Annotated in this window: 19 protein-coding genes, 1 tRNA gene and 2 pseudogenes; 16 read left to right on the top strand and 6 right to left on the bottom strand. The window is 43.9% G+C overall.

All coding sequences use genetic code 11. The annotated features are described in order from the left end of the window. Nucleotides 1-97: 97 nt before the first annotated feature. Nucleotides 98-1141, top strand: a complete 1044-nt coding sequence (locus HMPREF0650_RS11850) for a ribonucleotide-diphosphate reductase subunit beta (protein WP_004351072.1) — start codon at nucleotides 98-100, stop codon at nucleotides 1139-1141. 470 nt (nucleotides 1142-1611) lie between these two features. Here HMPREF0650_RS11850 and HMPREF0650_RS13190 read toward each other — a convergent pair whose 3' ends face one another. From HMPREF0650_RS13190 to HMPREF0650_RS11835, 3 genes are all read right to left on the bottom strand, one after another. Beyond that, a complete protein-coding gene (locus HMPREF0650_RS13190) occupies nucleotides 1612-1755 on the bottom strand; it encodes a hypothetical protein (protein WP_155813650.1) in 144 nt (47 codons plus the stop codon). Between the two features lie 149 nt (nucleotides 1756-1904). Continuing rightward, complete coding sequence (locus HMPREF0650_RS11840; protein WP_004351068.1) at nucleotides 1905-2681, bottom strand: ABC transporter permease; 777 nt, start codon at nucleotides 2679-2681, stop codon at nucleotides 1905-1907. After that, nucleotides 2678-3580 (bottom strand): ABC transporter ATP-binding protein, encoded by a 903-nt coding sequence (locus tag HMPREF0650_RS11835; RefSeq protein ID WP_025073256.1) that lies wholly within the window; start codon nucleotides 3578-3580, stop codon nucleotides 2678-2680. Before HMPREF0650_RS11835 ends, HMPREF0650_RS11840 begins: the two co-directional genes overlap by 4 nt. Nucleotides 3581-3699: 119 nt before the next feature. Here HMPREF0650_RS11835 and HMPREF0650_RS11830 point away from each other — a divergent pair. The 3 genes and pseudogenes from HMPREF0650_RS11830 to HMPREF0650_RS11820 all read left to right on the top strand — a co-directional run bounded on the left by HMPREF0650_RS11830 (nucleotide 3700) and on the right by HMPREF0650_RS11820 (nucleotide 6343). Next, a pseudogene (locus HMPREF0650_RS11830) lies at nucleotides 3700-4679 on the top strand (IS982 family transposase). Between the two features lie 210 nt (nucleotides 4680-4889). Further along, nucleotides 4890-5219, top strand: a complete 330-nt coding sequence (locus tag HMPREF0650_RS11825; RefSeq protein WP_004351061.1) for a helix-turn-helix domain-containing protein — start codon at nucleotides 4890-4892, stop codon at nucleotides 5217-5219. Beyond that, a complete protein-coding gene (locus HMPREF0650_RS11820) occupies nucleotides 5216-6343 on the top strand; it encodes a type II toxin-antitoxin system HipA family toxin (RefSeq protein WP_004351059.1) in 1128 nt (375 codons plus the stop codon). Before HMPREF0650_RS11825 ends, HMPREF0650_RS11820 begins: the two co-directional genes overlap by 4 nt. A gap of 431 nt (nucleotides 6344-6774) precedes the next feature. On the opposite strand, the gene HMPREF0650_RS11815 is transcribed toward HMPREF0650_RS11820, so the two are convergent. Next, a tRNA-Met gene (locus HMPREF0650_RS11815) sits at nucleotides 6775-6848 on the bottom strand. Between the two features lie 135 nt (nucleotides 6849-6983). Between HMPREF0650_RS11815 and HMPREF0650_RS11810 the strand changes: the two genes are divergently transcribed. The 12 genes from HMPREF0650_RS11810 to HMPREF0650_RS11755 all read left to right on the top strand — a co-directional run bounded on the left by HMPREF0650_RS11810 (nucleotide 6984) and on the right by HMPREF0650_RS11755 (nucleotide 23951). Beyond that, entirely contained in the window at nucleotides 6984-7382 is a 399-nt protein-coding gene (locus HMPREF0650_RS11810; RefSeq protein WP_004351058.1) for an START-like domain-containing protein, read from the top strand. Nucleotides 7383-8444: 1062 nt separating this feature from the next. Next, nucleotides 8445-11582 carry a SusC/RagA family TonB-linked outer membrane protein gene (locus tag HMPREF0650_RS11805; RefSeq protein ID WP_004351056.1) on the top strand — a complete coding sequence of 1046 codons (3138 nt, stop codon included), beginning with the start codon at nucleotides 8445-8447 and terminating at the stop codon, nucleotides 11580-11582. 22 nt (nucleotides 11583-11604) lie between these two features. After that, the gene (locus HMPREF0650_RS11800) at nucleotides 11605-13290 is read left to right on the top strand and encodes a SusD/RagB family nutrient-binding outer membrane lipoprotein (RefSeq protein WP_004351055.1); all 1686 of its coding nucleotides are present in this window, start codon (nucleotides 11605-11607) and stop codon (nucleotides 13288-13290) included. A 540-nt stretch (nucleotides 13291-13830) separates the two neighbouring features. Next, nucleotides 13831-15738, top strand: coding sequence for an LptF/LptG family permease (locus HMPREF0650_RS11795; protein ID WP_004351054.1), 1908 nt, complete (start codon nucleotides 13831-13833; stop codon nucleotides 15736-15738). A gap of 29 nt (nucleotides 15739-15767) precedes the next feature. Continuing rightward, nucleotides 15768-16979: a bifunctional 3,4-dihydroxy-2-butanone-4-phosphate synthase/GTP cyclohydrolase II gene (locus HMPREF0650_RS11790; protein WP_004351053.1), complete on the top strand. Its 1212-nt coding sequence runs from the start codon at nucleotides 15768-15770 to the stop codon at nucleotides 16977-16979. A 112-nt stretch (nucleotides 16980-17091) separates the two neighbouring features. Continuing rightward, nucleotides 17092-18285 (top strand): pyridoxal phosphate-dependent aminotransferase, encoded by a 1194-nt coding sequence (locus HMPREF0650_RS11785; RefSeq protein WP_004351052.1) that lies wholly within the window; start codon nucleotides 17092-17094, stop codon nucleotides 18283-18285. Between the two features lie 215 nt (nucleotides 18286-18500). Continuing rightward, complete coding sequence (locus tag HMPREF0650_RS11780; protein WP_004351051.1) at nucleotides 18501-19322, top strand: MotA/TolQ/ExbB proton channel family protein; 822 nt, start codon at nucleotides 18501-18503, stop codon at nucleotides 19320-19322. A 31-nt stretch (nucleotides 19323-19353) separates the two neighbouring features. Next, nucleotides 19354-19974, top strand: a complete 621-nt coding sequence (locus HMPREF0650_RS11775) for an ExbD/TolR family protein (RefSeq protein WP_004351050.1) — start codon at nucleotides 19354-19356, stop codon at nucleotides 19972-19974. A gap of 2 nt (nucleotides 19975-19976) precedes the next feature. Beyond that, entirely contained in the window at nucleotides 19977-20615 is a 639-nt protein-coding gene (locus tag HMPREF0650_RS11770; protein ID WP_004351049.1) for an ExbD/TolR family protein, read from the top strand. A 35-nt stretch (nucleotides 20616-20650) separates the two neighbouring features. Further along, a complete protein-coding gene (locus tag HMPREF0650_RS11765) occupies nucleotides 20651-21487 on the top strand; it encodes an energy transducer TonB (RefSeq protein WP_004351048.1) in 837 nt (278 codons plus the stop codon). Nucleotide 21488: 1 nt separating this feature from the next. After that, a complete protein-coding gene (locus HMPREF0650_RS11760; RefSeq protein WP_004351047.1) occupies nucleotides 21489-22451 on the top strand; it encodes a PstS family phosphate ABC transporter substrate-binding protein in 963 nt (320 codons plus the stop codon). 84 nt (nucleotides 22452-22535) lie between these two features. Beyond that, nucleotides 22536-23951: a tetratricopeptide repeat protein gene (locus HMPREF0650_RS11755; protein WP_040563361.1), complete on the top strand. Its 1416-nt coding sequence runs from the start codon at nucleotides 22536-22538 to the stop codon at nucleotides 23949-23951. 238 nt (nucleotides 23952-24189) lie between these two features. On the opposite strand, the gene fdxA is transcribed toward HMPREF0650_RS11755, so the two are convergent. Both fdxA and HMPREF0650_RS13820 read right to left on the bottom strand, forming a co-directional pair. After that, nucleotides 24190-24360: a 4Fe-4S ferredoxin gene (gene fdxA, locus HMPREF0650_RS12900; protein WP_081454892.1), complete on the bottom strand. Its 171-nt coding sequence runs from the start codon at nucleotides 24358-24360 to the stop codon at nucleotides 24190-24192. A 301-nt stretch (nucleotides 24361-24661) separates the two neighbouring features. Next, nucleotides 24662-24913 (bottom strand): annotated as a pseudogene (locus HMPREF0650_RS13820) (IS66 family transposase); the annotation flags it as partial. Nucleotides 24914-24942: the final 29 nt, after the last annotated feature.

Here is a 24942-nt window from a genome sequence, read left to right as displayed (position 1 = left end):
AACAAGTTGATGAGGTAAAAAACAGACTATCAACTCGTAAACTTGTAAACTATCAACTCGTAAACTCATAAACTTAAAAACTCATAAACTAAAAAACATGACACAATTAAAGCGCAATTCGCTATTCAATCCAAACGGAGATACAGACCTACGATTGAGAAGGATGATTGGGGGAAACACCACCAACCTCAATGATTTCAACAACATGAAATACCAATGGGCAAGCGACTGGTACAGGCAAGCCATGAACAACTTTTGGATTCCTGAAGAAATCAACCTCACCCAAGACACAAAAGACTATCCACGACTGGACAAAGCCGAGCGCACTGCCTACGACAAGATATTGAGTTTCTTGGTTTTTCTTGACTCCCTGCAAAGCAACAACCTGCCTTCGCTGTGCGAATACATCACAGCCAACGAGGTAAACCTATGCCTGCACATACAGGCTTTTCAAGAGTGCGTGCACAGTCAGAGTTACAGTTACATGCTCGACACGATATGCAGCCCCGAGCAACGCAATGACATTCTGTATCAATGGAAAACAGATGAGCATCTGTTAAGGCGCAACACCTTCATCGGAAATTGCTATAATGAGTTTCATGAAAAGCAAGATTTGTATGCACTGATGAAGACCTGTATTGCCAATTTCATCTTGGAAGGCATCTACTTTTACAGTGGTTTTATGTTTTTCTACAATCTCAGTCGCAACGGAAAGATGTCTGGGTCGGCGCAAGAGATACGCTACATCAACCGTGACGAGAACACTCACCTGTGGTTGTTCAGAAACATTATCAAAGAATTGAAAAAAGAAGAGCCCGAAATGTTTACGCCCGAAAAGGTGAAAGTGTACGAAGAGATGATGCGAGAGGGCGTTCGTCAGGAGATTGCATGGGGACAATACGTGATTGGAAACGACATTCAAGGGCTCAATGCGCAAATGGTGACAGACTACATTCACTATCTGGGAAACCTGCGTTGGCACAGCTTGGGCTTTGATTATCTGTATGAGGACAATCAAAAAGAACCCGAAGACATGAAATGGGTAGCGCAATATTCTGACCCGAACATGGTAAAGACCGACTTCTTTGAGGCGAAAAGTACGGCATACGCTAAGAGTACAGCCATTGAAGACGACCTATAAGTGCGAATAAACATGCTCAGTATTGCCGTTATTGGTGGTGGACGTTGCAATATCACAAACTCGTTCGCACAAGATTATGTGAAGAAAAACCATCAGCATCCCATCCAACAAACAGCTCACCGTGCACCTGGCTCCAGGTGGTGGCTTCACCATGAAAATGAATTAAAGAGTGATCTCTCACAGCGTTCCTTTTCTTAGAGTGTTAGACAAACTTTGATGACAAACACGGCGAATAATCGTGTCCCTACGGGTGAGCGGAACGTGATGAGTTATGCCATAACCTGAAGGGCGCAAAAGCGTTAGACAGCCATTGCGTTATGCTTGCTTTTGCCCTTGTTTGGTGTACACCTTATTATATGATAGCCCAGGGTGATGCCCTGGGCTATATGCTTATGGGTTTTCAGCCCGATTTAGTTTGTATAATACCGTTTGATTTTTACAGCTGAACAGCTGTTTGATTACTGCAACCTTTATTCCTGTTCAATTTCAGCACCAAGTCGCAGCGTGTTGCCAAGGTCGGCCAGCTTGACCCAATAATTGGATTTGCTCAATCCCGAAAGTGACTCCAGAAGTTCAAACAGGTCGTGACTGCGATATTGTGAGTAGTATTTCATCTAGATTCTTGAATGTTTTAACATCCAAAGGTAGTCATTTTGGGCGAATTGACTAAATTTTATACAACATAAATAGTTAATTGTCAGATAGTTATAGTTAATTAGCAGACCCTAATTAATTATTTGATTTTTTCACCGAAGGGTATCTTTTATTTTTTCCTTATAAATACAAAAAATGAGATAACGACAAAGAATAGCGCATAGGCTATGTTTACGTATTCGCCTTTCGAAAAGTTTATTATCCCGCTATAAAAACAATAGTTTAATCTCCACACTGTACTATAGGGTATAAGGTAGATATAATCTTTATTTTGAGCAATAATACAAAAAATCGTCATGAGGCTAGCAAACCCAATGGGTAAAACAAAACTCTTAAAAATCAAACTAAGATAATATTGTATAAATGAAACAGCAGAAAGTGCTATAAACAAATACGAAAAATAAGAAGCTATTAGGTTATTAACATTATAACTGGAGAATTCATATCCAGGTAATAACTTATCCAGAGCAAAACCAGACAGGAGGAAAGTAAGATAACCTATAAGGAAAGAAATAAAGTTAATCTCTAAAAGGAAGACTATTTTGCTCGAATAAATTGTCAGCTTGCTAATTGGTCTTGTAAAAAGAAGTCTAAATCCATAATTCTTATATTCTACATCGCATAAAGAATAACTCAAAATGGCTGCAAGAATTGGATAAAGCAGAGCATAGAAGTCGAAGATGTATCTACCCAATACCCATACCCAAGGATTATAATCAATAGTTATTGCCGGATTATAGATATCATCAGCATGTTTATGCAAAACATATATATCGATGCATAAAGTCATGAACAAAGGAAATAGCAAGAAAAGCCAAATGGCACTATTAAATCTTAATTTATAGTGTTCACTTTTAAGAATAGTAAAGAACGATATAGGTTTCATAAGTCGGTTTTTATTAGATGAAGGAATACAGACTCCAAATTTTCTTGGTATGTATCTGCAAATAAAATTTGAATGTGGTTTTGTTGCATTAATTTTTTAAAACTGTCAAAGGAACCATCTTGCTCTATTTCTATAATAAGCGTTCCATCAGAGATCCTTTTTGTGGGAATCAAGTGTTCTTTACATATCTTCATGCATCGTTCCGGTTGGTCCGTATGTATTAAATAAGATTGCTTTTTCTGATTGAGTAGACTATTAATTTCTCCTTGAAACAATAATCTTTTATTATTTAATATTCCGATGTGTGTGCATATTTTCTCCATTTCAGCTAAGATATGTCCTGAAATGAAAATAGTTTTTCCTTTACTTTTAAGTTTGAGCATTAGCTCTCTCATTTCAAAAACACCTTGAGGATCTAGTCCATTGAGTGGTTCGTCAAGAATGAGTAATTTAGGATTATGAAACATTGCCATCGCAATTCCCAAGCGTTGTTTCATTCCTGTAGAATATTTTCTAACTTTTTTGTCTTTATCTTTAGTCAAATTCACAAGCTCTAGAACCTCTTGAATGCGTTTTTGTCCACAATGATATAGTATATCCAAATAGTTTAGATTCTCATAGGCACTCAAATCTGCATAGAAGAATGGATGTTCAATCAAGCATCCTATATTTTGAAGGATATGCAATCTGTTGGAATGAAATTCTTTTTTATTGAAAAATACCGTATTTATTTTAGTTTGCTCCAATCCTAAAAGTATCTTTATCGTTGTTGATTTACCCTCTCCATTTTTGCCTAAGTATCCATAAATGGAACCTTCTGGAATCTTCAAGTTAATGTCTTCTAATACAGAATGATTTCTGTAGTTAAAAGTGAGATGGCTAGTTTCAAGTATATTCATAATCAACACTTTCTTTTAAAATTATTCGTATTTAAATGATTTAATATAATCCTGTAGCTCTTCTTTAGAACTATTTGATATTCTATACCCGTTGGCGAAATTAATTGAAGTTGATAAACATGAATAAAAAGTTGCACATGTCGTTAATTTTTAGTAACTTAGTAGTATTCAAAACGTTAAGTTTAAACCATCGTATGCACAACCTTTATACAAAATTCGTCAAAATACTTGAGATATGCAAGCAATTCTCTGAAAATCTCGTCAATGAATCGGGTAATGTTCCACGTCGTGGTCCAGTTCCTAAGTTTTCGGACTTGGAAGTGGTAGCATTATCCCTGACGGCAGAGGCAGAGAGCATTGATAGCGAGAAGAGGCTGTTCGACTATAAATTGCAAGAGTACAAGGACCACATTCCCAATCTCATATCAAGGAGATAATTCAATGACCGCAGAAAGGAAGCAGCTGGCTTGTGTGAGGAACTGCGCAAGAGAATAGCCATGGAAATGGATGGCGGAGAGGAGCAGTTCTTTGTTGACTCCAAGCCAATAGAGGTCTGTAGGGTAGCAAGAGGAAAACGTCGTAAGATGGGACGTACCGGCGATTTCTCGCAAGCTCCCGACTTCGGTTTTGTGCTTCGCAGAATACATATTATTTTGGCTATAAGTTACACGCTCTCTGTGGCTTAAGCGGAGTTATCCATTCCTACGATCTGTCAAAGGCAAGTATGGCTGACCTCCGTTATATGAAAGATGTAAAACATACTTATCACGACTGTAGCATCTATGGCGACAAGGGATATGTTGGAGCTGACGTACAGCTTGACTTGTTCGAAACTGCACACATAAGACTGGAGTGTCCATATCAGCACAACCAAAAGGACTGGAAACCGACATTCATTCCGTTTGCAAAGGCAAGAAAAAGGATTGAAACACTATTCTCGCAACTTACAGATCAATTCTTGGTCATCAGAAATTATGCGAAAATAACGAATGGTTTGTTTGTAAGAATCATTGGCAAAATTAGTGCACTGACCTTTCTGCAATATGTAAACTTCATTAACAACAAGCCCTTTGGCAAAATGAAGTATGCACTAAATTAATTCCGCCAACGGGTTAAAAGATATATGGTAAAGAGAGAATCTAGGCCGTTTCATGGTAGATCAGATAGTTATGAATTGCAGAACAGAGAAATACTGTTAAATTATTGCGTTTAAGACCGTTTTCCTATTTAGAAACGAGGTTATTTAAAATAAAAGTAGTAACATTGCAATTGATAACATATTATTATTAAGATAAAATATCTCAATTTTATGAACAATATATTATCAGTATTAGAGAACTATACGCTTGACAATGCGGATGACATTGCCAAGGCTATGGCTAATGACTTCAGAAAACGAAGAATAGAGAAGAATCTGACACGTGAACAAGTGGCAGAGAAAGCTAATGTGGCAGTAAGCAACATTGTGAGGTTTGAGCAGAAAGGACTTATCTCGCTCAAGAATCTCATTGGCATTGCCATGGCATTGGAATATACTACAGAAGTCAAAAACATCTTTGCTGAGCCAAAATATTCCACTATGGAGGAGTTGACTCAGATACGAAAGAATAGTGGTAAGACAAGAGCACATAAGGTATGAAGAAAATAGATCGACTGACGGTAAAATATCACAATGAAACAGTAGGCGTAATATCGCTTACACCCGATGACAAGCGACTGACATTTGAATACAATCCTCGTTGGCTTGCCGAAGGATTCAGCATATCCCCTTTGGAGTTGCCTTTGAAGCCAGGACTGTTCCTTGCAAATCCAACACCGCTTTACGGCAACTTCGGCATATTCGAGGATAGCCTTCCTGATGGTTACGGGCGATACTTGCTGCACAAGGCTCTCCTTCGCGAAGGTATTGATGACAGAAAACTTTCTGCCATTGACCGATTGAGTATTGTAGGTGGTAGCGGTATGGGGGCTTTGACGTATCAGCCAGAGACGATTATAGGTAAAGAAAATGAAATCTCTGACTTCGACCTTCTTCAGGAGAAGGCATTAGAAGTGCTCAATGAGCAGCAAGATACAGATGCTGGTCTTTTGCTCTACAACAGTGGTAACAGTGGAGGTTGTCGTCCGAAAGCTGTTTTCTCGGACGCAGAAGGACATTGGCTTGTCAAGTTCCGACACACCTACGATCCTAAGGATATGGGTATGAATGAATATCATTATAACGAGGTTGCTCGCAGTTGTGGTATTGATGTGCCGGATTTCAAACTAACCAATGGCAAGTATTTCACCACGAGACGCTTTGATCTATCAGCAGAAGGCGAACGCATACATACTGCAACAGCAGGAGGCTTGCTTTGTCTCTCGCTCTCAAATCCAGTACTCGACTATAGCAACTTGTTGGCATTGACTGGTTATCTTACCCAGGATGCAAAGTATGTTGAAGAGATGTATCGCCGTATGGTGTTCAACTATCTTACCGACAACAAGGATGACCATTGCAAGAACTTCAGTTTCCTGGTTCGTAAGGAGACAAATGGGAAATACGTATGGCATCTTGCACCAGCATATGACCTGACGCTTTGCACGGAGGGTTATAATGGACAGCATGCCACATCTGTCAACAACACCGGCTACCCTACACTCCAAGACTTCATTGCAGTAGGCTCCAAGATAAAGATGAGCGAGAAACGCTGCCGCGAAATCTTTGATGAGGTGTACCAGAACTGTGGTGATCTTCTGCTGAACAATGTGCCAATGAAATAGTGATTCAGCTCTAACTTCAGTAAAAAGAAGTATTGCTGTCCGGTAAAATGTGTACCTTTGTTCATAGTTACTTGAATTTATTTTAGAAAAAACAAAGGTAAGGCTGGTTCTATAAATTAGCTTTGTTAGATTTTGAGCTTAATTTTGATGACTGTGTGCGGTGGTAATTTATAGAACCTGCCGTAACTATAAGGGCTGAATTCCATGCGAAGAATCCAGCCCTATTTTTATGCTCAAAAAAGTTTTAGCGGACAGTAATAAATTTTTTCATGATTTTTCTGTATGATGATGATTTCGTGTATTCATTTTCTTCATGAACGCCGGGTGTGTTTTTTCATTCCGGCGCTCTGTTAGGTTAATCGTTAGAACGATGAAACGCCTTTTCAAGCAAAAAGCCCTGCCAATCTTTCAACAGACTAACAGGGCTTTTGTAGCGGGAACCGGGATTGAACCGGTGACCTCATGATTATGAATCATGCGCTCTAACCAGCTGAGCTATCCCGCCATATCACTCATTTGCGGCTGCAAAGATACTACAATCTTTTTAAATACACAATAAAAATATATTTTTTTATTCCGTTACAATATATTTTGTTATATTTGTACGTATTACATCATTATCACCAAGAAACTATTCAACATGCCCAAACAACAAGTCAAGATAGAGAGAGAGTTAAAGTCTAATTCGCAAAGTATCATCTGGAATCTGATTAGTGAGCCAGATCAGTTGGCTCGATGGCTGGCCGATGACATACAGAAACAAGGTGACCTATTGAATTTCAGATGGGGTGAACTTTATGCGCATCATGAAACACGGCAAGCTAAAGTTGTCGCTAAGGTAAAATTTCATTACCTGCGTTTCAGATGGTTGGATGAGGAAGACGCGAATGCGTACGTGGAGCTGCGCATGGAAAAGTGCGACATTACTGACGATTACATTCTTGTGATTACCGATTTTGCCGATGATGACGATGTAGACACCTTGAAAGATTTGTGGGAGGACAACTTGTTGCGTTTGCGACAGTTCAGTGGTCTTTAAGCAGGCGGTTGGCTCCCTCATGTTTCGCAAACTGTAGGGGCGTAATTGAGCACGTTCCATTCTCCCGTAGGGGCGTGATTTATCACGTTCCGCCCGCCACACAGCGCGCATAAAAAACGGCGTGATTATTCGCTGGACTCATCAACTTGTCATCTCCTTTTCGTTCCCAACCCATTTTTCCCAATATGCGGACGTGATGAATCACGCCCCTACGGTTTGTCCGCAAAAATGACAATAAAAACCCTCCTGTAAAATGTTGAAATAGAAAAGAAAAATAGGCAAATGCACTACAAACCTCACTTGCCGAACAAGAAAAGCGGCTTATTGGCGACAAAAGCATTGCTTTGTGAAGGCAAACTCCATGCCTTTTTCCTCTTATAAGCATGACTTTAGGTCATCAAACGTATCCTTTTTACGGCCAAAATGCGGTTTATAACGTGAAAAACCATGAATAAAACATGCTATGAAGAACTGTGATAGTCGCAATAACTTGACAGATAAGGAGATGTGGTTTTTGCGTATATTTTCAATATTTGCAAGCACTTGGCAGGTTGCTGACAAATAAACAAAACATGAGAGGGTACTTGTCAAGAAAATTGATAACTTCTTACCCGTTGTTGTTGCTCAAACGTACCATGATAAATCACGCCTCTACGCTCCATCGTTCATCGTAAATGTAGATGTGCAAGTGCGCATTCCAAACTGGCATTACACGGCTCTTTCGTTGTAAAAGAATGAGATGTCATTGTAGTTCTTTGTTTGTGAGCAGGATGCCTTGTTCGTTTAGTTTGTAATTTCAAGGCAGTAGTAAGCAAAGGGTGACTGTTTTTTTTGCAGTGTGGTTTATTGTTAGTTGCGTTAAATTCTGAGAAAAATAATGATACTTTTATTTTGACCTTATCTAATTTTTGTTTATTTTTGTTGCGTGATAGCCATATATAGCCATCATGATACAATAACCATTGAAGCTAATCAATAAAAAACAAGAAAAGGTAACCATTTTATTGTGAGAAAACACCCTTTATTCAATTTATAGTTAATTCATTAATACAAACAAGAAGCATGATTAAAAAAGAGTATGCATTCAGGCTTTCCATGAGGGCTTGCTTGGCAGTTTTGTTCATGTTGGTATCATTATCGTTGCATGCACAAAATTCTACTGTAAAAGGTACCGTTGTTGATAACTTAGGCGAGCCGGTTATCGGTGCAACAGTTAAGGTCAAGGGATCCAATGTCAGTACCATTACAGACATTGATGGGCACTACGCCATCGTGTGTCCGTCCCATTCTACCTTGGAGTTCTCCTATGTAGGTACCCGGACGTTGAGTGTGTCTACGGATGGCAAAAGCACCATCGACGTCACACTGGAGAATGAATCGCAGGCCATCGACGAGGTGGTGGTGACGGCATTGGGCATCAAGCGACAATCGCGCTCGCTGGGATATTCCACAACGAAAGTCGGTGGAGAGGACTTCCAGTTGGCCCGTGACCCAAACATCGGAAATGCCCTATCCGGTAAAATCGCCGGTGTGAACGTAGCCGGCAACGGTACGGGATCTACTGGTACATCGCGTGTAATCATTCGTGGCAATGCCTCGTTGACAGGCAACAACATGCCGCTGTATGTGGTTGATGGCGTGCCTTTCGACAACACCAACCAGGGCTCTGCAGGAATGTGGGGCGGCATGGACACGGGTGATGGCTTGAACAACATCAATGCCGATGACATTGAGAGTATTCAGGTGCTCAAAGGCGCCGCTGCATCCGCCCTTTACGGCTACCGGGGAGGTAATGGAGCAATCCTGATTACGACCAAAAGCGGCAAGAAAAACCAGCCTGTCACCGTGGAGCTGAACGAGAACCTCACGGTCAACAGCATTTACGACTATCGCGACTGGCAGGATGTGTATGGCCTGGGGCTCAATGGCATTAAGCCTACTGACGTGAAGGCTGCCCAGGAGGGCGAAAGCAATAGCTGGGGTGCCATGATGGACGGATCGGAAGCCACCAACTTTTTAGGGAATACCTATAAATACAGTCCGGTAGACAACTGGAAGAATTTCTATGGCACGGGTGTCACCTCGAACACCTCTGCCGCGGTGTCGGGATCAGCACAGAACGTCATCTATCGTTTTGGAGCCTCCTTTAACAAGGAGAAGAGCATTCTGCCGAATGCCGGCAACAGACAGCTGGGCTTCAACATGAACACCACCTACGACATCTTCAAGAACCTGCATCTGACGGTTACCGCCAACTACACCTTTGACAAGTCAAACGGCCGGTCTAATCTCTCTGACGGGAATGGCAACACCAACGCAGCCTTGCTTTACCGAGGCAACTCGTTTGACATCACCTGGATGGAAGGAACTGAGAAGGGATGGGGTACCACTCTGGAAGGCAAGGAGATGATTGGTGGAACCAATGTCTACTTCAACAACCCCTACTGGCTGCAGTACCGCAAGACCAATGACTTGCGACGCGAACGTCTGGTGGGTTCGGTCAATTTGAGATGGGACGTCACCGACTGGCTGTATCTACAGGGAGCAGTCCAGCGCGACGGCTACAGCATAGAGTTCAAGCAGGTGCAGCCTATAGGAGCCGCTGCCGACCCCAAAGGATGGATGACAGAAAACGAGAAGAACTTCTATGAAAACAACTTTAACTTCCTGCTGGGCTTAAACAAGGCATTTGGCGACTGGTCGCTTGGAGCTACATTCGGGGGTAACAAACAGTTTAACAACACCCGCCAGTATATCGTGACCGATGGAGGACGCCCCTTCATTGTTAATGGACTGTGGTCCATGAACAACTTGGACGACAAGCGTCCGGCAAAGGCACATATCCGCTACCAGGTGAACTCACTTTACGGCACGGCCGACCTGGGATGGAAGAATCAACTATTCCTGAATCTGACGGCACGCAACGACTGGTTCTCCACACTAGCCGACGACAGCAACAGCCATTTCTATCCATCAGCCACCCTCTCATGGGTGTTCACCGATACGTTCCGCGAGCAGCTGCCCGAGGCGTTCGACTTCGGTAAGTTCCGCGTCGGCATGGCGTCAGCATCGAATGGAACATCTGCCTATCAGAACCTTTTGCTTTATCAGCTGCGCAACTATAAGGTGAACGGTCAGTCCACGGCTACCCAGAACAATGGCAACAAGTTGCCCAACAATACCCTGAAGCCCGTACACATCTCAGAGTTTGAGGCCGGTCTGAACCTTTCATTCTTCCAGAGCCGCCTGAACTTTGACATGGCTTATTATGTCAAGAAGACCACCGACGACATCGCGACGGTATCTACCTCCTCAGCCTCGGGATATGGCTCAAAGGTCATCAATGCCGGCAAGATGAAGAACAATGGCTTCGAGTTCATGGTTGACGCCTATCCCGTAAGGAACAAGGACTTCCAATGGAATACGACACTCAATTTTGCCTACAACAACTCCAATGTGGAGTTTCTGGGCGATGGTGTAGACCGCCTTTCCATCGACGGTGCCCAGAGCCGCAACGGCAATGTGTACATCTATAATGTGGTAGGCAGCCCCTACGGCGAGATCATCGGTAACAAATACAAGAGAAACGAGCAAGGACAGCTGCTCTTGAAGAAGGGACTCCCACAGGCCGGAGAGCAGACAAGCCTTGGCAATGGCGTGTACAGCTGGACAGGTGGTTGGCACAACACGTTCACCTACAAGGACTTCACTCTGGGATTCTTGCTGGATGCCAAGTTCGGTGCCAAGATTTTCTCGGGTACCAACTATATGCTTTACTACTATGGCATGCACAAGGAAACCCTGAATGGGCGTACCAAGGAAAACCCCATTGGCAAAATCGTGGCAGCTGGTATCGACGAAGAAACAGGCAAGGCCAATGCAACGGCCGTCTCCTCGCAGGATTACTATCGTGCCATCACGAGAGCAAACATCGCAGAGGAGTTTGTTTACGACGCAAGCTACATCAAGCTGCGTGAGCTTTCATTGGGCTACACTTTCCCGAAGGCCATGCTCAGCCGCGTGAAGTTTGTCAAGGGACTGAGCTTCTCTATCGTTGCACGTAATCTCTGGACTATCATGAAGCATACGCCGAACATCGATCCGGAGTCTGCACTAAATGCGTCGAACGGACAGGGACTTGAGCTCAACGGCTATCCCGCAACCCGTAATGTTGGTTTCAACTTGAATGTAAAGTTCTAATTTTTTTTAATCGAGATTGAATATGAAAAAGATAAAATATATTGCATTAGCATCAGTGTTCTCTTTGGGCATGACAAGTTGTGGCGATTTCGGTGATCTAAACATCGACCCAGAACACTTGAACGAGGCTAACGTCCCCTTTGAGATGGTCTTCTCCAATGCCCAGCACCAGGCTTTAGGGTCCGACTGGGACATGTGGCGCACAGGCTGTATTTACTCAGCCCAGTGGACGCAGCAGCTGACCTCTATTGACTGGTGGGACGGCTACGGCCGGTACAACTATAGCGATGGCTACTCGGCATCTTTCTGGGATACCTTCAGCGGCGACCGTGGCGCCATGCGTGACGTGACTACCTGCTACGACAAGTGGAAAGATCAGAAGGGGTTGGAGATAGATTGGAACATGGCTCGCGTAATGCGCATCTATGCCTTCGCAAAGATGTCTGACCTGTACGGCGACATTCCATACGCCGAGGCCGGACGCCCCAAAGAGTTCTCGTATCCCAAGTACGACTCGCAGGAGAGTATGTACAAGGAGATGCTGAAGGAACTCGATGAGGCTCAGGCCAAGCTGGCTAGCGGAAAAGCAGCAATGGGTGTGCAGGACCTGTACTATAAAGGTGATGCTGCGCAGTGGAAGAAATTCGCCAACTCGCTGATGCTTCGCCTGGCCATGCGACTTGTAAAGGTTGACCCGACAACGGCTAAGACCTATGCTGCGAAAGCTTACGCCAATGGTGTTATCACAGACGTAGCCGACAATGCCAAGCTGGACCATGCAGGTGGCGTGACAACTAACGACTCTTCTGAGCCTTTTGCAAAAATCAACGCAAGCGAGGACAGGGAGTTCTTCTTGAGCAAGACTTTTGTTGACATGCTTAAGCAGGCCAACGATCCACGCTTGTCGCTCATTGGAACCACTGTGAGCAAGAAAGACCTGATCTCCGTGCAGGATGGTTGGCAGGAAGATGATTTTGGTGATATGACGGCCGAGAAACAAGAAGGAATCCTTTCTGGAGGATACAGTCTGAACCCCACCAGTCCCTACGCTATAGCAAAGGTTGACCCACGGTTCGGGAGAACACCTGAGAACATTGTGGAGTACAAGGAGAGGAAAGCCGATGACGGAAGCGTGAAGAAAGAGCCAGTTTATTGGTACTCGCGTTACACGCGCTATTTCTCAATCCCTAACCGGTATACCTACGGTGATCCGACTGCGCCTACATTCATCATCACGGCCGCACAGACCAACTTCTTGTTGGCAGAGGCTGCCATCCGTGGATATATTAGTGGTGACGCAAAGACTTTCTACGAGAATGGTGTGAAGGCTGCATTTAAGCAGTTCACCCAGTTCCCCAATGCCGGCAAGGTGTACAACAAGTATCTACCGGAAGGCGCTGTTGAGAAGTACCTCAAGGAGAATCCGTTCGACGTAGCTAAAGCTTTGGAGCAGATCAACACACAGTACTACATCACAACCTTCGGCGATCCTCACGAGGTGTTTGCCAACTGGCGTCGTTCGGGCTTCCCTGTGCTGACACCAGCCGCGATGGCCAAGCAGGACGGACAGTGTGCAACCGATGGTTCTATACCACGCCGCTTCCGCTATCCTTCTTCAGAGTCACAGGTCAACAAGGCCAACTACGATGCTGCTGTTAGTCGACAGGGTGGTGATACGTTCAGCACTCGAGTGTGGTGGGATAAATAGTAAAACCATTATATGTCCAAATAAAAATCCAGGCCAGCACAGTGCTAGCCTGGATTTTTATTTGAAGTATGAGTCATTTTGCAGGCTGTGTTTGTGTTAAATGTACAATTGCTCAAATTACAGACTGGTTTAATTTGGGATATTCAAGGAATTTATACACCATCGCCATGCAGTCTGAAGCGCAGTGAGTACTGCCGTGAAGCAACTCCATGAGGAATAGGAGATTGTATAATGTGTATCGAGTAGGAGGTTAACACTAATTTTGGTATTTATCTCTTACTTTCGTGCTTACTGACTTCTTATACTACCATACGTGCAGTTCGGCATATAGCGGTTTCGTTCCTTCCTTTCACACTATGCGTAGCAAGTTGTACTTAGCTAGCCGTTCTAATTTCATCACTTCTATCTTATAATTGGATTTATTGCTGCATGCTTCAAGGCGTCATCATGCTTAAAAAAGCGAAAAACGGAGTATATCTTATTTTTTTATGCTATTTTTGCACATTGTTCGTACACGTGTACAACATATCAAGGGCATAGATGTTTCGTATCAAGAAATTAGATTTATTCATCGCCAAGCAATTTGGGCTGCTGTTTGCCGGAACCTTCTTCATCTGTCAGTTTGTGCTGATGATGCAGTTCTTGTGGAGGTATGTCGACGTGCTCATCGGTAAAGGACTGTCCATGGAGGTCATGGCACAGTTCTTTTGGTACATGGGCTTGTTTTTGGTTCCACAGGCTTTGCCACTGGCCATCTTGCTGGCGTCCCTCATCACGTTTGGCAATTTAGGCGAGAGCAGTGAGCTCACGGCCATCAAGTCGGCGGGCATATCAACCATGCGAACCTTTCGCTCGCTCATCGTCATCTCGGTTGTGGTTTGCTTTTGTTCTTTTTATTTTCAAAACTATGTAGGCCCCAGCGCAAACATGAAGATGGCGCAGCTGATGATTTCGATGTCGCAGAAGAATCCGGAGCTTGAGATTCCTGAAGGCATCTTCTACGACGGCATCCCCAACAGCAATCTTTACGTGCAAAAAAAAGACATGGATACCGGCAAGTTGTACGGCATCATGATTTACAGGATGACGGGCAGCTATGAGGATCAGGCCATTATTCTGGCCGATTCGGGTATGCTCCAGACTACGGCCGACAAGAAGCACCTGCTGCTGACCCTGTGGAGTGGCGAATGGTTTGAGAACATGCAGTCGCAGGAACTGGGCGCCAGTGCCAGCATTCCTTACCGCAGAGAAACCTTTGCCGACAAACGAATCGTGCTCGACTACGATGGCGATTTCAACATGACCGATGCCGCTGCGCTGTCCAACAACGCCAAGGCAAAAAGTTTGTCACAACTCACTTCGGGCATCGACTCGCTTAGTATGACATACGACAGCGTGGGGCGCAGCATCTATGACGATGCGCAACGAATGTATTACCGCATTCCGAAAGTCAATAAAAGAGATTCGCTGGCCGCTGTGAAATTAGCGCAAGGCAAAACATACCATTTTGACTCGATATACAACAAATTAACCAAAGACCAGAAATTGAGCGCGGTGAACATGGCACTCAGTTCTGTTCAGTCGGAGGTAACCGAGCTTAATTTCAGAAGCATGATTACCAGTGATGGCGACCGATTGCTCCGGGAGCATTATATTGAGATGATTAACAAGTTTACGCTGGCCTTGACGTGCATCATCTTCTTTTTCATTGGCGCACCGCTGGGCGCCATCATCCGTAAAGGCGGTCTGGGTATCCCCGTGATTGTGTCGGTGCTGGTCTTCATAGTGTATTACCTGCTTGACAACACGGGTTACCGAATGGCGCGTGGCGACATGTGGACGGTAGAATTCGGCAAGGGTCTGGCCCCTGCGGTGCTCATCCCCTTGGCGAGCTTTGTTACATACAAGGCCAACCGCGACTCCATGGTGTTCAACATCGATCAGTGGAAAGCCGTTATCATGAAAGCGCTGGGCTGGCGAACCAAGCGCCATGTATACGGCAAGGAGGTGATTATCGAAGATCCCAACTATCTCGCAGACAGGCAATTGTTGCTAAACATGAACGACGACATCAGACGATATGTCGAGGAACATCGGTTGAAATCGCTGCCCAACGTGGTGCAGGTGTTCTTTAGATACCAGCCTGACCACGAGGTGGAACGCATCAGCGATGAGCTTGAAAAAGTGATAGATGACCTCACGAACACCCGCGATAAAGTGATTTTGAACGAGCTGAACAACTATCCCGTGCTGGCTGTAAAGGCCCACACGCGTCCCTTCGAGCGCAAGTGGCTGAACATCGTTTCGGCCATCATCATCCCGTTGGGACTGTTCTTCTACCTAAGAATGTGGCGATTTAGGATTCGGTTGCTGCGCGATCTCAGACAAATCGTACAGACAAATGAAAAAGTGACGGAGCAAATTACGAAAATAGTACATTCAAAATAACACCTCTTTATATATAGCTATATACGAATATGGAAAACTTTAAACTGGCCAGCATCGAGGATGCGCTCAAAGATTTTAAGGAAGGTAAGTTCGTCATCGTTGTGGACGATGAAGACAGAGAGAACGAAGGCGATCTCATTATCGCAGCTGAGAAGATTACTCCCGAGAAGGTGAACTTCATGCTGAAACACGCCCGCGGCGTGCTTTGCGCCCCCATCACGCTGTCCCGATGCGAGGAATTGGATCTTCCGCATCAGGTGACGGACAATACATCAGTGCTGGGAACCCCATTTACGGTGACCGTAGACAAACTGGAAGGATGCACGACGGGTGTTTCGGCTCATGACAGGGCAGCCACCATCCTCGCACTCGCAGACCCAACATCCACCCCACAGACATTTGGAAGGCCGGGACACATCAACCCACTGTATGCGCAAGACAATGGTGTGTTGAGGCGAAGTGGGCATACAGAGGCTGCCGTAGACCTGTGCCGATTGGCCGGACTTTACCCCGCCGGTGCCCTGATGGAAATCATGAACGAAGATGGCTCTATGGCTCGCATGCCCGAATTGCAAAAGTTGGCCACGGAGTGGGGAATGAAAATCATCACCATCGCTGATCTCATCGCCTACAGACTGGAGAAGGAATCGATTATAGAAGTAGGCGACGAGGTAGACATGCCCACCCGATACGGGCATTTTCACCTCATACCTTTCAGGCAACAGAGCAACGGCTTGGAACACATGGCCTTGGTGAAAGGCAAGTGGGAACGGGACGAACCGGTGCTGGTTCGCGTGCACTCGTCTTGTGCCACGGGCGATACTCTGGGAAGTTTGCGTTGTGACTGTGGTCAGCAGCTGCAGAAGTCAATGGAATTGATTGAGAAAGAGGGGAAAGGCGTTGTTATCTACATGCAGCAAGAAGGTCGTGGCATCGGCCTAATGAATAAGGTGGCAGCCTATAAGTTGCAAGAAGAGGGCTACGATACCGTGGATGCCAACATACACTTGGGCTTTAAACCCGATGAGAGGGACTATGGCTGCGGTGCGCAGATGCTGCGTCATTTGGGCGTACGCAAGATGCGATTGCTGACCAACAATCCCGTGAAGCGAGTAGGACTGGAAGCTTACGGATTGGAAATTGCCGAAATCGTACCCATTGAGGTGACGCCCAACCGATACAACGAGCGCTATCTGAAGACCAAACAGGTAAGGATGGGGCATAAACTGCACCTCAAATAACTGCCCGAATGTTACAAATGCAAAACATTTGTTGAAATAATATCACTTTTATTTCGCCTCAAAGAATAAAAATGGTACTTTTGCAGTCAACAACTATTCAATTGTAAAATAAATGGCACACCTATCAAACCGTCTGAACCGTCTGGCCCCTTCAGCCACACTCGCCATGTCGCAAAAGAGCAGTGAGATGAAAGCTCAAGGCATCGATGTGATTAACATGAGTGTGGGGGAGCCTGATTTCAATACGCCAGACCACATCAAGGTGGCCGCAAAGCAAGCAATTGATGAGAATTACTCGAAGTATTCTCCCGTGCCAGGGTACCCCGACTTGAGGAAGGCTATCGCAGAGAAGTTGCAAAGAGAAAACCAACTTAGCTACGATACCGCAGCGATTATGGTGTCCAATGGTGCCAAGCAGAGCGTTTGTAACACGCTGATGGCACTGGTTGACGACGGTGATGAGGTGATTATCCCTGCACCTTATTGGGTGAGCTACCCACAGATGGTCAAACTGGCAGGTGGAAATCCGGTGATTGTCAAGGCTGGTTTTGAACAGAACTTCAAAATGACGCCCGAGCAGTTGGAAGCTGCCATCACGCCTAAAACGCGCATGTTGATACTTTGCTCGCCCAGTAATCCTACTGGAAGTGTATACTCAAAGGAGGAACTGGAGCAGCTGGCCAACGTCATCAAAAGGCATGAAGACATGTTTGTGCTGGCTGATGAAATATACGAGCACATCAACTACATCGGTCAACACGAGAGCATCGCACAGTTTCCCGGGATGAAAGAACGTACCATTCTCGTTAATGGCGTTTCAAAGGCTTACGCCATGACGGGTTGGAGAATAGGATACATCGCCGCTCCCGAGTGGATTGTGAAGGGCTGTAACAAGCTACAGGGACAATACACCAGTGGACCGTGTTCGGTGAGTCAGCGTGCCGCGCTTGCAGCTTATGTCACAGAGCAAGCATGTGTGGAGGAAATGCGTCAGGCTTTTCAACGCAGAAGAGATTTGATTGTGCGGTTGGCAAAAGAGATTGGTGGTTTTGAGGTGAATGAGCCACAAGGAGCCTTCTATCTGTTCCCCAAGTGCAGCAGTTATTTTGGGAAGAGTGACGGTCAGCATACCATCAACAGTGCCACCGACCTGGCTATGTATCTGCTTGAAACCGCGCACGTTGCAACAGTTGGTGGTGATGCCTTTGGCGATTCCGAGTGCATACGCATGAGCTATGCCACCAGCGATGAAAACATTCGGGAAGCACTCAAGAGAATGAAAGATGCTCTCGCAAAATTGAAATAATGAAGTCGCAAACGGAGATAAATTGCAAGAAAAAGCATAAAATCACTCGTTAAAACTTCTTAATTTCACAAAGATTTATCTATAATTTATATATCTTTGCGATGTTAAACCCAAAAAATTCTCCTTTTTGAAATAAGAATAGCGAGAATCTTGAAAAACGATTAAGCATATTAACAACTTAAATTATTAATAACCAAAAATTAAAATTTTAAATTATGGCAACAACAAAAGCAGCCCCTCAAAAGAAGTCTAAGGGCTTTCAGGGCGTTAGACATGCGTTTATTATCATTATCTTGGCATTCGTTGTAGGATGGGGATTCTATAACTTTATTCTTGGTGATCCAGCTAACTTCGCTAACGGCGATCGTGAAGGTCATCCTTTGAATATGTTGGGCACCGTGTACAAAGGTGGATGGGTTGTACCTATTATCTTTGGTTTGTTGTGTACCGTAATTGCTATGTCTGTTGAGCGTTGGATTGCTATCAGCGCTTGCTCAGGTAAGGGTAGCGTGATCAAATTCACAGAAAACGTAAAGGCAGCTCTGAGAAATGGTGACATCGCCAAGGCAGAAGAACTTTGCCACAAGCAGGGTGGTTCTGTAGCTAACGTGGTATTAGCTGACTTGAAGTCTTACAGAGAGATGGAAACAACAAATATCAAGTTGAAGGAGAAAGTGGCTACCATTCAGAACTCACATGATGAGGCTACCGCACTTGAAATGCCTACCATGACGATGAACTTGCCGATTATCGCTACGATTGTAACATTGGGTACACTTACTGCTTTGTTCGGAACCGTGCTTGGTATGATTCGTTCGTTCGCAGCTTTGGCAGCTGGTGGTGGTGCTGACTCTATGGCACTTTCTACTGGTATTTCTGAGGCCTTGGTTAATACAGCTTCTGGTATTGCTACATCTTGGTTCTCTGTAGTTTCTTACAACTACTTCACCAACAAGATTGACAAGTTAACATTTGCAATGGACGAGATTGGTTACACAATCGCTCACACATTCGAAGAAAAGCATCCAGAAGCTTAATTTTAGCTAACCCTTTTAAAATTATTCAGTTATGGGTAAGTTAAAAATTAAGAAACATGACATCTGGATCGACATGACTCCTATGTCGGACGTGATGGTGCTGTTGCTGACGTTCTTTATGTTGACCTCAACATTCGTTAAGAACGAACCAGTGAAAGTAAACCAGCCATCGTCTGTCTCTGAGATCAAGGTTCCAGAAAACGACGTGCTAAACATTCTTGTCAATGACAAGGGCAGGGTGTTTATGAGTATGGATAATCAGAACGACTTGCTTTCGCTCATTCAGGGAATGAATGAGACAGGCAGCCTCGGACTGACTGATGCTGAAATGAAGAAGTTCCAGACCGACCCAATGTGGGGCGTTCCTTTGGACAACTTGAAAGGCTATTTGGGTTTGCCTACTGAGAAGATGACTGAGGTAATTACCAGCGCTGAAGCTGGCGTTCCTTTGGATTCTATCGATGGTGGAAAAAGTGAATTCCAACACTGGGTAACCGAAGCTCTGAATGTCAATGAAGATATCAAGATAGCTATTAAAGTTGATGCGAAGACACCTTATGCTAATATGAAGAAGGTGATGTCTGAACTTCAGGATATGAATCAGAACCGTTATTACCTTATCACTACATTAAAAACGGGGGAGGATAAATAAGTATGGCAAAATCAAAAGATACAAGTAAGCAGAAGAAAATCAATGTTCGCGTAGACTTTACGCCTATGGTGGATATGATGATGCTTCTTATTACTTTCTTCATGCTCTGTACTTCATTGGCCAAACCACAAACGATGGAGTTGAGTATGCCTAGTAACGATAAGAACATTACTGATCAAGACAAGTCGGTAACAAAGGCTTCATATACGATTACCGTTTATGTGGCAGGGAACAACAAGATCTTCTACACGGCAGGTTTGCCTAAGTACGACGATCCTTCAACCCTCAAGGAGACTACTTGGGGTAAAGATGGAATCCGCAAGGTCTTTATGCAGCACGTGACCGAGGACAACACGCAACCCGTGCTACAGGTGATGAAGGCCAAGGCCGAACTCGACCAGAAGAAAGATCAAATGCCCGACTCCGTATATAAGGCGGAATTGTCTAAAATCAAAGCCGGTGAAATTGGTGGTCAGAAGATTCAGACAATGACGGTCATTATCAAGGCAACGGATAAAGCGTTAGCACAGAATGTTATTGATGCTCTCGACGAGATGCAGATTTGCAGCATAGCTAAATACGTTCTCGACAAGATTTCCCCTGACGACGAAAAGTTGTTGAAAGCAAAGGGCGTTGAGTAAGAGAACAAAGTATTAACTATTAAAAAAGAGAAACAATGTCAAAAATTGATTTGATCTCTGGTGAATGGACCGACCTCGTTTTTGCCGGTCGTAACCAGGCTTACGGTGCCTATCAGTTAAGGAAAGGTACTGGTAAGAGAAATGTTATCTCTATCATTGCTGTAGTCGCATTAGTGTTGTTGTGTCAAATCGGTCTTTCTTTAAAGAAGGCCGCTGACGCAGAAGCTAGAAAGAGAGCAGCCATGACAGAGGTAGTTGAACTTTCTAAGTTGGAACAGCCTAAGAAAAAGGCCGAAGTAAAACAACAAAAGAAGATTCAAGTTGAACCTGAAAAGGTTGTTGAGCGAGTAAAGAGTTCTATCAAGTTTACCGCACCTGTCATCAAGAAGGACAACGAGGTGAAACCTGAAGAAGAATTGAAAACTCAAGATGAATTGATGAATACGAAAACCGCTATCGGCGCCATTGACGTTAAAGGTAATGACGACAAGGGTGGTGAAGTATTGAAACTTAAAGAAGCAGTGGCTCAGCCAGAGCCAAAACCGGAAGTTGAGAACAAGGTATTCGATGTCGTTGAGCAGATGCCATCATTCCCTGGTGGTCCTTCTGCCTTGATGAAGTATTTGAGCGAAAACGTTAAGTATCCTGTAGTGGCACAAGAAAATGGTGTGCAGGGACGTGTGGTTGTTTCTTTCGTTGTAGAGAAAGATGGACATATCACAGACGTTAAAGTAGTTCGTTCAGTAGACCCATCATTGGATAAGGAAGCAGCTCGTGTTGTAAAGAGCATGCCTAGTTGGATTCCTGGTAAGCAAAATGGCTCAGCCGTACGTGTGAAATACAACGTGCCTGTTTCGTTCAAATTGCAATAATATGAATTGTAAATTATCTTACATCATCGTAGGATTAACACTCTCTGCTTCTCTTTTGGCTTCTTGCCAAAACAAGAAGTCAAAAGATGGCAGAACAGATACTTATTCGTCAGGAGCAATAACTTTTGCTTCTGACGAAAGTTTTAGCCCTGTTATCGAAGAGGAGCGCGAACTCTTCGAGTTTACTTATCCAGAGGCTAAGCTGACTCCCATCTATACGAACGAGTCGGACGCCATTAACAAACTTCTCAAGGGAGAAGTGTTCATGGCAATAACGTCGCGTGATTTTACAAAAGACGAGTTGGAAAGTTTGAAAGCAAACAAACAGTTCCCTCGCTCTATCAAGTTCGCTTATGATGGACTTGCTTTGGTTCAGAATATAAACAACACGGATTCTTGTATCAGTGTTGACAATATAAGAAAAATATTTAACGGAGAAATCACTAAATGGAGTCAAATCTATCCCCATTCCAAGATTGGAGACATCACGGTAGTATTTGACAATCCTAACTCTTCAGCCGTGCACTATGTTGAAGATTCCATCCTCGGAGGAAAGCCTATCGCGAATAAAAATGTAGCCGCAGTCAAAAAGACAGAAGAGGTTATTAAATATGTAGAAGAAAACAAGGGAGCCATTGGTATCATTGGCAGCAATTGGCTCAATGATAAGCGTGATAGCACCAACCTTACTTTCAAGAAAGAAATACGCCCGATGGCTGTTTCTTCAATTCCGGTGGCCAATGTGCAAAACAGTTGGAAGCCTTATCAGTATTACTTCTACAATGCCAATTATCCTTTGGTGCGTACTTTATACATTCTATTGAATGATACTCACATGGGCCTACCCACAGGATTTTCCAATTTCATTATTTCGCAAGACAAGGGCCAGAAAATAATTCTAAGGTCAGGATTGCTGCCCGCTTATGGAAATTTAACTATACGAAACGTCCGCGTTTCAGAATAAAAATGTACTTTTGGCACGAAAAAACTGACAAACAAAACGTGAGGAGCGTTGAATTATCAACAAAACCAAAGAAAGTAGAAGATTATGAAGGCAATTAAATATTTACTGATTGGAGCATTGTTACTAGGTTTTTCAGCTCCATCAATGGCGCAGAATGATGTAGCCATCAAACAAGCGACTCAGATTATCAAGTCAACAAGTCCTCAGACTGTCGAAAAGGCACTGAAGGATATCGTCAAAGCAAACAAAAAGAATCCAGCAGTGCTAGTGGGCATTGGCCATGCGTTTTTGGATCAGAAAAATACGGAATTGGCAATGAAGTATGCTGAATTGGCCATGGCTCGTGATAAGAAATATGCTCCTGCTTACATTTTGGCTGGTGATGTTGAAGTAGCCAAAGACGATGGCGGTGCCGCAGCAGGATGGTATCAGCAGGCAAAATATTTTGATCCCAAAAACCCAGATGCCTACTTCAAGTATGCCAATATCCTCCGTGGTCGTAGCCCCGAAGAGGCTGTAGCAAATCTCAATGAACTTCGTGCACAGCGTCCTGACATTGCGGTTGATGCGCTCGCTGGCCGAATTTATTACAACTCCAATATGCTTGACAAGAGTATGCAAGCATACGAGAAAGTAGACAAGAACAAGCTCGAAGATGTAGATATCACCAATTACGCCATGGCAGGTTACCTGTCGCAGAAGCGTCAGAAGAGTTTGGATATGGCGCTTTATGGACTCAATAAGAATCCACGCAACGCAGCTTGGAACCGTTTGGCATTCTATAACTACACTGACGAAGGTAAAGTTGAAGAGGCTCTGAAATATGCTGACCGCCTTTTCAACGCTTCTGACAGTGCGAAGATTTCTGGATACGACTATACATACTATGGTCAGGCATATTTAGCCAATAAGCAGAATGACAATGCCATTGATATGTTCAAGAAAGCTATGAGCGCCAATGCTGACAATAAGGATTTGGCCAACAGCAACAAGAAAAGTCTCTCTGATGCTTATTTGGCTAAGGGCGACTATGCCAATGCCATTACTTATTACGAAGAATATCTGATTAATGTCAAAGAACCTACTGCAACAGATTTGGCAGGACTAGGCTCAATCTACACGACCATGGCAGCAAGTCAGACTGGTGAAGAGCAGAAAGCTACCTATCTGAAAGCTGATGAGGTGTACAAGCAGTTGGGTGAGAAATTCCCAGCCAACATTGATTTCGCTAATTTCTTGCGAGCACGTGTAAATTCTAATCTGGATCCCGAAACAAAGGAAGGATTGGCCAAACCATTCTATGAGGCACTGGCTAACTCTTTGAGCCAAAAGACTGATCGTGATAATGTGGATAATACTCGTTTAATCGAGGCTTACAGATACTTGGGTTACTACTACTTGCTCAAGGAAGATAAATCAACAGCCGACGGCTATTGGAAGAAAGTTTTGGAGTTGGATCCAGAGAACGAAACAGCCAAGCAAGCTTTGAATATGAAATAATCAATAAAAAAAGAATAAGTTAAGGAGGGTGAAATCACATTTCATCCTCTTTTCATATATATGCTCCTTCATTTGTTGATTCACGATGCGGACATAGTGCGGCGAATATCAAATAATAAGAGGCTGTTTTGACTCGCAAAACAGCCTCTTAAACTTTCAACCCTAGTGAGTTGTTCAATCTTTTTCAGATTTACCTTTCATGTGTCACCGGGTTGTGACTTTCGTTCATTCCATGTTTTTATTCCGGAAGTGAGATAGCCTCATTAGGGCATACCTCTGCACAAGTTCCGCACTCTGTGCAAGCTTCAGGATCAATAGAATAAATGTCGCCTTCAGAGATGGCGCCTACTGGGCACTCATCGATACATGTACCGCATGCGATACAATCGTTTCCAATTACGTAAGCCATAGATTTTAACTTTTAAGTATTCAATAATGTTTTTGTATAATTGTCTTGGTAGATACCTACTTTTAACCATGCAAAGATACGTTTTTTTATTTTGAATACCTATAAGTGGGTAGTGTTTTTTTGTTAATTTATCTCTATATCTCTCTTTAGCGTTCTTTTAGTGTTGTTAAAGTGTAGATTGGCATGTTGTAAGGATTCGCTTTTGGACATTCAGTTCTGTTTTTCGTAATAATCCAATATTTGCCAACTTTCACACTAACAAATAACCCTTATATGTCTGGCAGCATATAAGGGTTATTTGTTATTTGAAGTTTGAAGGTAGCCATTTCGTGAGTTCACCCTCCGTCATGTCTGGCAGGGGCTTTGAAAGAACTTCCTTCATCCACCTGTATGGCTCTATGTTTACTTCCCTGCAACACACCATGAAGGTAAAGAAGATAGATTTGTTCTCTGCTCCCTCTTTGTTACCGCAGAACAGGTAGTTTTTTCTTCCAAGCGTGATGGCCCTGATGGCCTATTCCATGAGGTTGTTGTCTATGTTGAAGCGTCCGTCCTGCACATACAAATAGGGTTTATTCCTTC

Origin of the sequence: Hoylesella buccalis ATCC 35310, from assembly GCF_000177075.1 — a bacterium.
GTDB lineage: Bacteria > Bacteroidota > Bacteroidia > Bacteroidales > Bacteroidaceae > Prevotella > Prevotella buccalis.
Note: the sequence above shows the minus strand (reverse complement) of the source record. Positions and strands in the feature narration are given on the sequence as shown.

Excerpts from the sequence above, each read along its gene's own strand:
- HMPREF0650_RS11850 (WP_004351072.1), top strand. The coding sequence starts at position 98 with ATGACACAATTAAAGCGCAATTCGCTATTCAATCCAAACGGAGATACA.
- HMPREF0650_RS13190 (WP_155813650.1), bottom strand. The coding sequence starts at position 1,755 with ATGAAATACTACTCACAATATCGCAGTCACGACCTGTTTGAACTTCTG.
- HMPREF0650_RS11840 (WP_004351068.1), bottom strand. The coding sequence starts at position 2,681 with ATGAAACCTATATCGTTCTTTACTATTCTTAAAAGTGAACACTATAAA.
- HMPREF0650_RS11835 (WP_025073256.1), bottom strand. The coding sequence starts at position 3,580 with ATGAATATACTTGAAACTAGCCATCTCACTTTTAACTACAGAAATCAT.
- HMPREF0650_RS11825 (WP_004351061.1), top strand. The coding sequence starts at position 4,890 with ATGAACAATATATTATCAGTATTAGAGAACTATACGCTTGACAATGCG.
- HMPREF0650_RS11820 (WP_004351059.1), top strand. The coding sequence starts at position 5,216 with ATGAAGAAAATAGATCGACTGACGGTAAAATATCACAATGAAACAGTA.
- HMPREF0650_RS11810 (WP_004351058.1), top strand. The coding sequence starts at position 6,984 with ATGCCCAAACAACAAGTCAAGATAGAGAGAGAGTTAAAGTCTAATTCG.
- HMPREF0650_RS11805 (WP_004351056.1), top strand. The coding sequence starts at position 8,445 with ATGATTAAAAAAGAGTATGCATTCAGGCTTTCCATGAGGGCTTGCTTG.
- HMPREF0650_RS11800 (WP_004351055.1), top strand. The coding sequence starts at position 11,605 with ATGAAAAAGATAAAATATATTGCATTAGCATCAGTGTTCTCTTTGGGC.
- HMPREF0650_RS11795 (WP_004351054.1), top strand. The coding sequence starts at position 13,831 with ATGTTTCGTATCAAGAAATTAGATTTATTCATCGCCAAGCAATTTGGG.
- HMPREF0650_RS11790 (WP_004351053.1), top strand. The coding sequence starts at position 15,768 with ATGGAAAACTTTAAACTGGCCAGCATCGAGGATGCGCTCAAAGATTTT.
- HMPREF0650_RS11785 (WP_004351052.1), top strand. The coding sequence starts at position 17,092 with ATGGCACACCTATCAAACCGTCTGAACCGTCTGGCCCCTTCAGCCACA.
- HMPREF0650_RS11780 (WP_004351051.1), top strand. The coding sequence starts at position 18,501 with ATGGCAACAACAAAAGCAGCCCCTCAAAAGAAGTCTAAGGGCTTTCAG.
- HMPREF0650_RS11775 (WP_004351050.1), top strand. The coding sequence starts at position 19,354 with ATGGGTAAGTTAAAAATTAAGAAACATGACATCTGGATCGACATGACT.
- HMPREF0650_RS11770 (WP_004351049.1), top strand. The coding sequence starts at position 19,977 with ATGGCAAAATCAAAAGATACAAGTAAGCAGAAGAAAATCAATGTTCGC.
- HMPREF0650_RS11765 (WP_004351048.1), top strand. The coding sequence starts at position 20,651 with ATGTCAAAAATTGATTTGATCTCTGGTGAATGGACCGACCTCGTTTTT.
- HMPREF0650_RS11760 (WP_004351047.1), top strand. The coding sequence starts at position 21,489 with ATGAATTGTAAATTATCTTACATCATCGTAGGATTAACACTCTCTGCT.
- HMPREF0650_RS11755 (WP_040563361.1), top strand. The coding sequence starts at position 22,536 with ATGAAGGCAATTAAATATTTACTGATTGGAGCATTGTTACTAGGTTTT.
- fdxA (WP_081454892.1), bottom strand. The coding sequence starts at position 24,360 with ATGGCTTACGTAATTGGAAACGATTGTATCGCATGCGGTACATGTATC.